Consider the following 12,190-nt stretch of genomic DNA (forward strand, 5'->3'; position numbering starts at 1 on the left):
AGGATTCCAGATTTGGCAGACCTCGGCTGGCGCCAGGACGGCTCCGCCACAAAATCTCACCCGATGCATAAGAACGGTTAGGTGGCGCGCCACCTAACCCTAGGCCGGCGATATTTATGTCTTCCGCGGCCGCAGCGGCAATCTGATCAAGATTATCTGGCATGATGGGCTTGGCATGTCGCTGTATGCAAACGGCTCGAGAAGGGCCGGTTTCTATGGCCGTCGCCGGCGGACGGCACGGTTTCCATATCACCGGCGCAGCTCGCCTACATGCTCGACGGGATCGATTGGCGCAACCCGCGCCACACGTTCCGCCCGCAGCGCGCGGGCTGAGTTTTTCTTTGAGTTTGCGCCATTTTCCGCGAGTCAGCGGGCGCGTTTTATGATTCACTCCAGGGCATGGTTGCCACCGCCCAGGATGCTGTTCCGGACGATATCGGCGCGCTCAGAGCGGCGCTGACCGCAGCGCTGGCCAGAGCCGAAGACGAGGCCGCGCGCGCTGCGCTGGTCGAGGCCGAACTGGCGGTCGCCAGGGCTAAGGCATCGGATGATGCGGCGCTGATCGCACATCAGCATCTGACGATCCGCAAGCTGCAGCGGGCGCTGCATGGTCAGAGTTCTGAACGCTCAGCCCGCCTGCACGACCAGATGGAGCTCACCTTCGAGGAGCTCGAGAGCACCGCGACGGAAGACGAGATCGCCGCCGAACAGGCCGCGGCCAGGACCACCGAGGTGGTGCCTTATGTGCGCAAACGACCGGCGCGTCAGCCATTTCCCGAGCATCTGCCGCGCGAACGCGTGGTCGAGCCGGCGCCGACCGCTTGCCATTGCTGCGGCGGTCATCGGCTACGCAAGCTGGGTGAGGATATCACCGAGACGCTGGAGGTGGTGCCGCGGCAATGGAAGGTGATCCAGCACGTGCGGGAGAAGTTCACCTGCCGCGACTGCGAGACGATCAGCCCCGTCGCCGACCGCTTTGAGGACAGCCGTGCCGGCGAATGCGTCGCCCGCCATCTGGATGGCTATCGCGGCGTCCTGCAGGTCGACGGCAGCGACCGTATTTCCTATGGTCCGGCGAAGCGGTACGGTTTCAGCTGTGTTCATGATCGAGATAGCTCGCGATGGTGGGACCTACGTGAAGGTCTTCGATCAACGCGGTACATCCCCACTGTGGCAAGAGGTACCGGCCGATACATTGTTGCCAGATCCGAATTGTGCTGCCACAAGTCAGCCTATAGCCTGGCCGCATTCCACTGGTAATGGCGACCGGCACCCAGCCCTCCCAACACCTGGGGCGGTTCGAGCTACGACGAGGGATCGCAGGCCCGACCAATGGTCTCCGATCGTGTCAACATAACGCGGGGGGGGGTGGGCTCCGCCCTTCTCCCTCCAGATGTGCCACGCACACCGCTGGAAATGATGATGCCACCCAAGACGGTCGCTTTGATTTGAATTAGAAGGAGAAAAACGTGCTAAAAGAACTGCATTTTGAGATTGCCGAGTTTCAGTCACGTCTAACAGCGGTAAAGAAAGAAATGACGACGAGAGGGATCGAGATCCTTCTTCTGTCAGAGCCGCCTAACCAAAACTATCTTACCGGCTATAACGCTTACTCGTTCTATACTCCGCAAATGGTGATCGTGTCACTCGATCACGACGAGCCTATTTGGGTGGGCCGGTTGATGGATCGCGTTTCGGCATTAATGACTACCTATCTTGCCGATCAAAACATCAGAGCTTACCCCGAAACGCATGTTCATTCGCCCTTCCTATCGGCCTACACCTTTATGGCCGATATTGTAAGGGAAGTCGGGGGCGAGAAGGCGCGCGTTGGCGTCGAGATGGGAGGATACTATTATTCCGCCCGTGCTCACCAGGATCTTACCCGGGCTTTGCCACTTGCGGAATTCGTTGATGCTGACCTACTCGTTGGATGGCTCCGGCTGATAAAGAGCCCGACTGAAATCGCAATCATGCGTCAAGCTGGTCAGCTTGCAGATGTGGCGATGCAATGTGTGATCGATACGGTGGAAGCTGGAGTTCGTGAATGCGATATCGCGGCAGCTATTTATCACCAGCAAGTGTCGGGTACGGCTGAGTTTGGAGGTGACTACCCTGCTTGCCCTCCCGATCTTTGCATAGGCGAGCGTTCAATCGCTCCACATGCAGCTTGGACCGACGAACCGGTGCCGAATTCCTCTGTTGTTAATCTTGAACTTTCGGGGTGCCGGCACCGCTACCAAGTTCAACTCTCTCGTACAATCGTAGTCGGCAAACCCTCAACTGCATTCCAAAATCTGTCGAAGATTGCTGTAGAAGCCCTAAACGTCGGCCTCGAAAGTGTGCGTCCTGGGCGGACCTGTTCAGAAGTGTTCAGCGCATTCAGTCAAGTGCTTGCTCGCCATGGGATTGAAAAGGAGTCCCGAATTGGATATCCGACTGGCATCGCATTTCCGCCCGCATCGGGAGAACGTACGGCTAGTATCCGCAAGGGAGATGAAACAGTTCTTCAGCCAGGTATGGTTTTCCACATGATGCCTGGCCTGTGGCTAGACAACGTTGGAATCACGATCACCCAAAGTTTTGCTGTTAAGGATCGTGGGTTTGACCCTTTAACGAAGACAGCGCGCGAGCTTTTCGTCAAATAGAATGCGGATTACTGTGGGGGGCAAGCTCTTCCTGCAAACCGGCGTCGATCCCGTCCTCTTCGGCGGGATTCCAGCAGTTGCACGTGGTGCGGCAACGCAATGCGCGCTTGTCGCCGCGATCCGCTCCCATGCGGCCGCACGCGTCGCCGGCGAAGCGCCGATCGATGCGACGCTCGACGAGGCGCGGCTGGGCGATTGACGCGGCAGCTACGTCAGGATCGAGTATCTCAAATTGCGAACCGATTAGGATCGGTTTTGCAACGGTTGAGTTGGGACGCAGGGAGGATTGTTTGCGCTTCTGGTCGGGCGGCGAGAATGGCGAACTGTCCGGCCAGCGACGGATTCGGATTGAAGGCGTCCCTGGCCTGTCACTTGCTCATCATGTGAAACATTTCAATGCCGGACAGGATAATGCCGACGCTTACTGAGGATTGAAGCCGCACATCGTTCGGACACGGTGCTTTATGCGCCGATGGTCCTGATTGATCCAATTGTTCAACTATGGCTCCGGCAGATGCGGATCGGCTTCAGCAGGCACCGGGCGCGATCCTGCAAGCGATTTGTGGTGTCGCAGGCGAGACAAGTCTGTAGGCCGGATACCGCCGTAGCGTACCAAAAGGACAGTATTCTTTGACAATATTCCCCTTCACCGAAGCCACCCCGTACAGTTTCAAGCGACTCCGCCGAAGACTTCGGAAGTCGTGGTCATCGGCGGCGGCATTGTCGGCGTGACTACGGCGCTGTTCTGGCGCGCCGGAATATCTCGGTATCACTGTTGGAGATGGGAATCCCGCTCCCGAAGCCTCTGCACTCCGCCCATCGACCGCGGGATTACGGGCTTTTCCTGCAGTTCAAGACAGTGCCGCTCAAGGCGAGTTGGGCGGGCATGATCGATGCAATGCCGGATGTCGTGCCTATCGTCGATCGCGCCGCTGCGATCCTAGGTCTGGTTATCGCGACCGGGATGAGTAGCCACGGCTTCGGTATCGGACCCGGCATGGGCGGGTTGGTGGGCCGACCTGGTCCAAGGAAATGAGACAGGGCACAACCTCCACAGATTCCGCCAATCACGCTTCAGCGACGGCAGCATGATCCGTTTGGGACCTTCCCTCTAGAGGAGATGACCTTCGCCGTTTAGCAGGCTTCGACCAGATGACCGGTCAGCGCGCCGGCCTTGACGGGCACATCGGTTGGCGGAAACGAGATGAACCCTGTCGCATTCTCTGCCTCCTTTTCCGGGTCGAGCGCAGGCGCACGAGCCTAAATTGATCTGCTGCAACTTTTGATTACAGTGCTGTGGCAAGGAACCTTCGTTTTCGGAGTGTTGCAATGTTCAAAGGCTGTCAGTTCGACAAGTCCGCGGTCCTGCTCTGGTGCGCTGCTATCTCTCGCCTGCAATCTGAGCCTGCGTGATCTTGAGGAGATGGCCGAGCGCGGTATTGCCGCACTCCAGTTTGCCTACTCATCGGGAGACGAGATGGTCGTCGGCCCGACGTCGGGAAAGCTTCAGCGCCTCTAAGTGAATAGCTGAGGTGCTTCTTAGGCTGTGGACACCCTTGGCATCGATCTGATCGCCGGCCTTGACCAGCACTTCGGCGATTGTGCCGTCGCGCTCGGCATGCAATGCCGTCTCCATCTTCATCGCCTCGATGGACAAAAGCACGTCGCCGGCCTTGACCGCCTGGCCGGCGGCAACGGCGAGCGCCGAGACGACGCCCGCATCGGTGCTCCGACATGCGCCTCGTTGCCCGGCTCAGCCTTGCGCCGCGATGCGCACGGGTGGTTTCAGTCCAGGCCATCGTGATCTCCATCGAAGCTCGCAAATCCGACGGAATCACAACCGGCTGAAATCACTCAACTATTTTCGGAACGGCGCTAATGGCGGGCCGCCAATCACATCGCGTTAACATTAGTGGTGCTAGTTCGGTGCAGCAAAAGATATAGTATACGACTGATGAAAAGAAGCTCAAAGAGGTCTTATAAATCTTTAAGTTGTTTCTTAAATGTTTAACCCCAGAGACGCAATGGCAGTGTAGAAGCTTTCCCAAGTCAGTAACGACCCGCCCCATTACCGCACTGTGGACGTGTAAATGGGGGAAGCAATAACGACTTCACCCTCGCGCTGATCAGGCAAGGGCATGTGGTGGAGCGAGCCAAAGGCTGTGACGAATGCATTCGCAGAGGCAGTTTGGTACGATCGATGTTTGGGTTTTCCGGCATTCACAGCTGACAATCCCAACGCCATACATGCGTGAAGTGCTAAGCCCAACTGAGCGGGAGCGGGCCGAAAGAATCCGCCACTCAGATCTGCGGCTTTCATACATTCAAGCAAAATTTGCTTTTCGAACCATCCTTGCTGCGCACTTGCATATTCCGGAGCAAGATCTCCAGATGACCGTTTCGCGGTTCGGCAAGCCTCGATTGCCGGCGCGCGATATCGAAGTGAGCCAGTCTCACAGCCAGGATTGGTCCGCCGTCGCCGTTTCAGCCGTGGGCCTGATTGGGATAGATATTGAGCGTTGGCGCCCCTTGGCAAATTGCCGACAATTGGCCCGCCACATTATGACTGACCAAGAAGTCAGGAGGTTTGAAGACGTTACGCGCAAACAGTCTGCGAGAGAGTTCCTGGAGCTGTGGACCAGGAAAGAGGCTATACTGAAATGCGTAGGTCTTGGTCTCCAGCAGGACCCGCTAACGCTTCACACGGGCTGGGATGAGCAGGTTGTGGAATTTGGTGGCCTGCATTATTATCTCAATGCGCTCCCAATCCGCGGGCAGTTAATAGGGCATATAGCATCGCCTTGTCCCCAGCAGATCATCATGCGCACCCTGCCATCTCAATTGGTTGACCAACTTGGACAGCCGGATACCAAATAAATTACTGAACCTTCATGATCGAAGGTCGCGGACAATGGTACCTTCACAGCAAGGTCTGAGGTCAGGGACAGCCAAAAAGGCTTGTGTCCGAATTGCGCTCGGACGCTGCACGAGTACGCAATGCAGGGGCGCAATAAGGGTCGACAGCGTTACTGCAATGGCGCCGTTCGCGTAAATTTATCAAATTAGAAATTAAATCGTTGTGCAAAATGATATTTAACACTTTTTAACAGATGCCTGAACTGAAGTTTGATACATCTTAACATTCTACATTAGATAACCGTGCTACTTTGGCTGCCGTAAGCTTAGGTCGAAGTGGCAGCTTCTAGTGCTATAAAGACCGAATTGGAAGTCCTCATAAAAAAGAAATGTCCGCTAAGAAAGAGGCGTTTTCAGGCGGAATCTAGGTGGAGTGGCTTGAGAGATGGAACAACTTCCTGGTAAGTCAAAAACACTGCTTAGTGTTGTAAAGAGTTCACTTGCGCCGTCGTATCGGCTAATTTGCTTCCCCCATGGGGGGGGTAGCGTCCAGTCGTTCCGTAATTGGCCAGACTATCTCCCTGACGACATTGAGCTTATTTGCTTGGATCTTCCCGGGCGCGGCAAACGATCAGCGGAGGCCGCCATTCGCAGCATGGACGTACTGGCACCCATGGTCATCGAGGCGCTCCAGGAATACAGCGATAGCCCCTTCGTTTTCTTCGGTCATAGCGCAGGTGCCCTCGTGGCCTACGAGATTGCCCGCTCCCTTGAGGAGGCCGGTCGGCCATCTCCCTTCCATGTGGTCGTGTCTGCTCACCCGTCAGCGGATCTGCCCCCGCAAGAGCCGCCGATGTATACATACACCGATGATAAGCTAACCGATGTGATTCGTACCCTTGGTATGGTCCCCAAGAAGGCGCTGGCAAACGAGAAACTGCTATTGGACTTCATTTTGCCGCCCCTGCGGGCCGACTTCGAACTTGCGGAGACTTACGACCGAAACCTGCCAAAGCCTCTCAAGGCGGCAATCACCGCAATGGGCGGAGTTGAGGACGAAATCAATGCCAATGACCTAGACGGATGGCGTCGGCTTACGACGTCGCGCTTCGCCCGGATTATGTTTGATGGCGATCACTTTTTCACCCATGCCATGACGGAGCAGGTGGTGTCCAGCCTCCTGCGCGAGGTTAGCGAGGTGAAGGGACAACTTCCGGTTTCTATCCAACACGGCGAGGTCTTCCCTTATACTAATCTAACGCTGCATGAGCGATTCCGCAAACAAGCAGCTCTCACCCCCGACAGTCCTGCCATCGTTTCAGAGGCTACGACCATCACATATCGTGAACTCGACGACCTAACCGACATTCTATCCAGGCACCTTCTTGGACATGGTCAGAGCCGAGGTTCCAGCGTGGGTATCCTGATGGATACTTCACCTGAATACGCCGTCGCTTTGTTCGGTATTCTAAAAACAGGGGCGGCCTACGTCGTGCTTGACAAAGCATTGCCCGCCGCTGCGGTAAAGCGAATACTTGCGAAAGCATGTGTTGAAATCGTCGTCACCAGCGACCATTTCGCAGCCAAGCTTCCGCCTGACTGGTCCGGTATTGCGCTGTCGCTCGACGAGGGTTGGGAAGCACAACTTGGCAAGGCCAGCCCGGCCAATCCGCAACCGGTGAATATCGATGCGCCGGCCCAGATCTCATTTTCGTCTGGCACGACTGGTGAACCAAAAGGGATTGTCTGCCCCCACCGAAGCAGTGTATGCGCCAACCAGTGGCGCTATCATGCGCTGCCATACACGCTTGGTGAGCGTGAGGCGGTCAATCTCTTCGGGGACATAATGCGGCCGATCCTCGCCGGGATTCCAGCCTATCTGGTCCCCGATGACGTTATCTACGATCCGCATCAGCTGGTCGAGTACCTGGAGCGAAATCGAATTTCCAGAATATTGCTAACCCCATCACTGCTGGACGTGATTATCAGCAGCGGCTTCCTTGACCTCCCCTCCCGCCTTCCCGATCTCAGATTGATCTACCTATCAGGCGAGGTACTAACAGCAGCGTTGCTTGCGCGGGTCAGGGACGCGCTGCCGCACATCAGAATCATCAATTACTACGGCGCAGCGGAGGCATGTGATGTTTCGCATATTGACTTGAGCGAGGTCGATCCTGCGATAATACAAAAGGTCGCGCCGGTGGGTAGGCCTCAGTACAATGTCAGTGTCTATATCCTGGGGGAGCAACGCGATCCCGTCCCAATGGGCTTCTTGGGCGAGGTCTTCGTCGGCGGCGATGTCTTGGCTCATGGATATCTCGGCAGCCCAGAGATGACACGCGAAAGGTTCTTTCCCGACCCGTTTCGCGCAGATGGCACGATGTTCCGCACTGGCGATCTTGGTCGTATGCTGCCAAGTGGCCACTTGGAAATTATCGGGCGCTGCGCTTTCATGGTGAAGATCCGAGGTTACAGCCTCGTGCCCGGGTCTGTAGAAGCTGCCTTGCTTCGCTACGCCGGGGTCCGCTCCGCCGCCGTATTGCCTGAGCTCGATTCGACGACAGGCCAGCCGGACCGACTGGTCGCCTATGTGGTGCTGCACGATGGTTGCAGAGGCTGGGAGGCTCCTTTGCGAGCGCATTTAAAGTCCGAGTTACCGCACTATGCGATACCTGCGCATTTCGTGGCGGTACGGGAATTGCCCATTGCGGCTAACGGAAAACTTGATCGGTCGCGCCTTCGCGGGCTCGCGCAAGAGTCGTGCGCTCTGGTGACCGGTACCGACGAGGTCGAATCAGCACTTCGCGCAGCCTGGCGAGACCTTCTCCAGGCCGAAGCTGCCGATCTGGGCGACAATTTTTTCGACTGCGGCGGACACTCCCTTCTGGCTGCCCGCCTCTGCACGCAGATTCGTGAGAGTCTGAAGGTGCAACTCCGGGTAGTGGAGGTCTTCCTCAATCCGACCTTTAACGAACTCGCGGCTCTTCTCCGCAAACGCATTGGCGAGCAGGGACGTCCCCAAATCGGCAAGCTCCCCAAAACACCGCCAGTCTTGGCGCGTAGGGCGCATGTGAAGGCGCTGGACCGTCGAAGCAGCCCCAGTATGGACATTGCGGTGATTGGTATGGCCGCGCGTTTTCCTGGCGCGGAGACGGTAGACGCGCTGTGGGAGAACCTCTGCCAGGGGGTATGCTCGATCACCTCGCTCTCCAGGCAGGAGCTCAAGGCCCGAGGCATTGCGGAAGCTGTCCTGAATCGCCCGGATTATGTGCGCGTGGGCGCCCATCTCAACGATGTGGACCTTTTCGATCCGGATTTCTGGAGCCTCTCGAGGCGTGAGGCAACGTTAATGGACCCGCAGCATCGGCTGTTTCTCGAATGCTGCTGGAAGGCACTTGAGTCGGCCGGATATGCGCCAACCCAGCATGAAGGCCGGACCGGAGTGTTCGCAGGGTCTTCTTCCCCACTCTATCTACTGCACCATTTGAAGGGCAGCCTCAGCGATCCCACCAACGCGCCACTCGCTTTCCTGACGGAGCTCGGCAACGAGAAGGACTACCTTGCCGCGCGCGTGTCCTACATGCTGAACCTTAACGGCCCAAGCATTGCGGTGCAAACCTCATGCTCAACTGGGTTAGTGGCGATCGCGGTCGCCGCTCAGTCGCTCGCGGCCGGCTATTGCGACATGGCGTTGGCAGGGGGCTCGAGTATCACCTTCCCTCAAGCGGGGTATCAGTTTGTCAAGGACTTCATTAATTCTTCGGACGGTGTGTGCCGGGCCTTTGATGCCGATGCAAGTGGCACGGTGCTCGGAGATGGGGTAGGGGTTGTCGTTCTCAAGCGCCTTGAAGACGCGCTTGAGGCGAACGACTCGATCCACGCGGTGGTAAAAGGATGTGCCATTAACAACGACGGCCGCGCCAAATCATCCTTCTCGGCGCCTAGCGCACGAGGCCAGGCCGAAGTTGTGCGCCAAGCACTTGCCTCCGCGGCACTTGGCCCTGAAGATGTGGAATATATCGAAACTCATGGGACCGGCACCAAGGTCGGCGACCCAATCGAGGTCCGCGCACTGGCAGATGTCTTCGCGGGGCAGGCGAACGCCTGTGCGCTCGGGTCAATTAAACCGAATATCGGCCATGCCAACATCGCCTCAGGGGTCGCGAGCTTTATCAAGACAGCTCTCACGCTTCAGCACGGAGTAATCCCAGCGACAATCAAAATCAATCGGCTGAATGAAGATCTGGGACTGGAAGACACGCCTTTCTTCATCAATGAGCAGCTTAGACCTTGGCCCCGTCCGCCGGGACGTTCACGAACTGCCGGAGTTACTGGACTCGGTATGGGAGGAACCAACTGCCATATCGTGCTGCAGGAATGGGACAGCGACAATGCAAGGGCTTGGCCCGGATCGATTGCACGGGGATCTCACGCCCTTTGCCTATCTGCAAAGACCCCGTCAGCGCTAAGCCGGGCCTGCCTGAATCTAGCTGCGTTCTTGCGGCGCAACCGCGACATCGATCTTGGTGACGTCGCTCATACACTACGCGTGGCGAGATGCCACTTCGCGCATCGAACCGTTGTGGTGGCGCGCAACTTGGGCACGGCCATCGCGAGGTTGGAAGAAGAAGGGGATCGTACAGCTGATCGGACCTTTTCCTCGCCGTCTATTGGCTTCATGCTGCCGGGCTGCGGAGTGCAGCACCCGCGGATGTTCAAGGATCTGTTCGATCACGTGCCGGACTTCCGCAATGCTTTCCTGACTTGTGCGGCCGCTTGTCGCCGGCTCCTGGATCGTGACCTGGAGACGGTCATGTTTGGGGAAGACGACAAATACCGGACGGCTTCCTTCGAAGAAATCAGTGTCATGATTTTCTCCGTGCAATTCGCCATGGCGCGTTCGCTAGAACTGTTCGGAGTTCAGCCCGCTTATCTCGTCGGACACAGCATGAGCGAATACGTTGTGGCTACCCTAGCGGGCATTCTAAAAGTGGAAGATGCTGTTGAGCTGACGATCGCTCGGAGCCGTGCGGTGGCAAATATTGGTATCGATGGTGCTATGCTTGCGGCCGGATGCGGCCCGAGCGAGGCTGAGCGTATCCTCACGGAGGACGCTTGGCGTGATCGAGCAGAAGCTGGCGAGATCGGCGTCGGTATCGTGAACTCAAATACCGACGTCGTGTTCACCGGCAAGCGGGAACTTCTGGAAAGGCTTCAGGAAAGTCTCGAACATCGACAGATCACCAACAACCTCCTTATTACAGCTGGCGTCCCCAGCCATTCGCCGCTGATGAAAGGAGCGACTGACGCCATCGACGCGCGGGTCCGTACACTCGAAAAGGGCCTGCCGAATGTGGCCATTGCTCTCAACTCAGGAGCTCTGCATGAAGCGAAAATACCCTTGCAGGACACCTACTTGAGCAGGCAAGCGATCGAGCCTCTCCGATTTGATCGTGCTCTCAAGCCCGTTGTCGCGGCTGGTGTAGCTGCACTCGTTGACATCGGGCCCTCACGAAATCTGGCGCGTCTGGCACAGGGAGCAATCAACTCAGAGGACCGGAAGACCCGAATTCCATCGATCGTCCCAGCCGCGCGCGACGAGAACGATGAACAATCCACTGACCGCCATGTCCTTCTGGAATGCCTTGGGGCACTCTGGGCCGCGGGTGTTGCGGTGGATTGGAAACGGGCCAGTGATCAATTGGAACCGTTCGGTACTCGCCGTCGCATTTCCCTTCCAACGTACTCATTCGACGGTCACCGATGCTGGCCGGACGATCAGCTTGCGAGGCGGACGGTTCCGCGGCAGTCCGGGGAGCGAGAACAGCAAAGGGGAGAAGAGTTCACGACGCCAGACGAGTAGTAATAAGAGGAGAAAAGGGTTATGGCAGAAAAAGTAGTCGAACCAGGAAAACTAAACATGTTTAGCAACGATGATCCGAGGAAAATTTTTCTTGATGAAGTTAAAAATATTATCGGAGATAACGAAATATGCTTGGACGATAACTTTTTTGATGTTGGGGGAGACAGCCTTATCGCCGCAGAGCTCCAAGCTAATTTGGATAAAAGCAACAATTGGAGGTCGCCGCAATTGGATGAGATAATTGAGGCGGCGACGTTCGGCGACCTGTACGAGCGAATATGCATCCGTAACCATCCGTCGAAATAAGGACACCTCGAACTTGCTAGACTGAATGTCCCAGGAGAACATTTGGTCTAGAGCGGAGACGCAGCTGAACACACAGCTCTGTTTCTGGCTTCGGCGAGACTGGGAGCGGACCATCTTCCGTCCGCATGCGCCAGACTCGACGCACACTTCCCAAAGGGAATGCCAAAATCGGACTCTTCTGTCAGGCTGTAACCACTGGATCTGCGAAATTGCTACCGCACATGGACATTTGGCACCCAGGTGGTCGGCGGCGACAGTCGATATTTGATGAATGCGCATACACCATGCACATCAAATGTATCTGCACGACCCTGGAGGCCAGAATGACGTCGCAAATCGAGAGCTGCCTTGGAATTCTGGGTTTGGAACCTGCCTTGCCACCCAGCGTGGCGCCGCCGGCGCCGCCGTCCGGCTCGCTGTTTAGTTCAGCTACTTTCGAGTTTCCCGTCATATCAGAAACCGTCGAAGGAGCTTGGGCGGATGTTGTCATGCTGGGCGAACCTGCGCTCCAGCCGGC

At 56.8% G+C, this 12,190-nt stretch carries 6 protein-coding genes and 4 pseudogenes; 8 read left to right on the plus strand and 2 right to left on the minus strand.

Annotated features, from left to right (window positions below):
• Positions 1–399: 399 nt before the first annotated feature.
• The 3 genes and pseudogenes from FJ423_RS32965 to FJ423_RS32975 form a co-directional block, all read left to right on the plus strand.
• Positions 400–960: pseudogene (locus FJ423_RS32965) on the plus strand (IS66 family transposase zinc-finger binding domain-containing protein); the annotation flags it as partial.
• A 509-nt stretch (positions 961–1,469) separates the two neighbouring features.
• Complete coding sequence (locus tag FJ423_RS32970; protein WP_084016212.1) at positions 1,470–2,648, plus strand: Xaa-Pro peptidase family protein; 1,179 nt, start codon at positions 1,470–1,472, stop codon at positions 2,646–2,648.
• Between the two features lie 13 nt (positions 2,649–2,661).
• Positions 2,662–2,847, plus strand: a complete 186-nt coding sequence (locus FJ423_RS32975; RefSeq protein ID WP_140700809.1) for a hypothetical protein — start codon at positions 2,662–2,664, stop codon at positions 2,845–2,847.
• Positions 2,848–2,953: 106 nt separating this feature from the next.
• Here the strand turns inward: FJ423_RS32975 and FJ423_RS32980 are convergent.
• Positions 2,954–3,227: pseudogene (locus FJ423_RS32980) on the minus strand (DDE-type integrase/transposase/recombinase); the annotation flags it as partial.
• 319 nt (positions 3,228–3,546) lie between these two features.
• Between FJ423_RS32980 and FJ423_RS34515 the strand changes: the two are divergent.
• A complete protein-coding gene (locus FJ423_RS34515; protein WP_245322136.1) occupies positions 3,547–3,684 on the plus strand; it encodes a hypothetical protein in 138 nt (45 codons plus the stop codon).
• 519 nt (positions 3,685–4,203) lie between these two features.
• Here the strand turns inward: FJ423_RS34515 and FJ423_RS32990 are convergent.
• Positions 4,204–4,418 (minus strand): annotated as a pseudogene (locus FJ423_RS32990) (biotin/lipoyl-containing protein); the annotation flags it as partial.
• A 399-nt stretch (positions 4,419–4,817) separates the two neighbouring features.
• Here FJ423_RS32990 and FJ423_RS32995 point away from each other — a divergent pair.
• The 4 genes and pseudogenes from FJ423_RS32995 to FJ423_RS33930 all read left to right on the plus strand — a co-directional run.
• A complete protein-coding gene (locus FJ423_RS32995; protein ID WP_084016210.1) occupies positions 4,818–5,525 on the plus strand; it encodes a 4'-phosphopantetheinyl transferase superfamily protein in 708 nt (235 codons plus the stop codon).
• A 424-nt stretch (positions 5,526–5,949) separates the two neighbouring features.
• Positions 5,950–11,367: a type I polyketide synthase gene (locus tag FJ423_RS33000; RefSeq protein WP_084016208.1), complete on the plus strand. Its 5,418-nt coding sequence runs from the start codon at positions 5,950–5,952 to the stop codon at positions 11,365–11,367.
• Positions 11,368–11,388: 21 nt separating this feature from the next.
• A complete protein-coding gene (locus FJ423_RS33005; protein WP_084016206.1) occupies positions 11,389–11,673 on the plus strand; it encodes an acyl carrier protein in 285 nt (94 codons plus the stop codon).
• A gap of 323 nt (positions 11,674–11,996) precedes the next feature.
• A pseudogene (locus FJ423_RS33930) lies at positions 11,997–12,190 on the plus strand (hypothetical protein); the annotation flags it as partial.

Origin of the sequence: Mesorhizobium sp. B2-8-9, from assembly GCF_006439475.1 — a bacterium.
In the GTDB taxonomy this organism is placed as follows: domain Bacteria; phylum Pseudomonadota; class Alphaproteobacteria; order Rhizobiales; family Rhizobiaceae; genus Mesorhizobium.

Bases quoted from the DNA above. Each gene is read 5' to 3' on its own strand.
- FJ423_RS33005 (WP_084016206.1), top strand. From the start codon at position 11,389: ATGGCAGAAAAAGTAGTCGAACCAGGAAAACTAAACATGTTTAGCAAC.
- FJ423_RS32995 (WP_084016210.1), top strand. From the start codon at position 4,818: ATGCATTCGCAGAGGCAGTTTGGTACGATCGATGTTTGGGTTTTCCGG.
- FJ423_RS34515 (WP_245322136.1), top strand. From the start codon at position 3,547: ATGCCGGATGTCGTGCCTATCGTCGATCGCGCCGCTGCGATCCTAGGT.
- FJ423_RS33000 (WP_084016208.1), top strand. From the start codon at position 5,950: ATGGAACAACTTCCTGGTAAGTCAAAAACACTGCTTAGTGTTGTAAAG.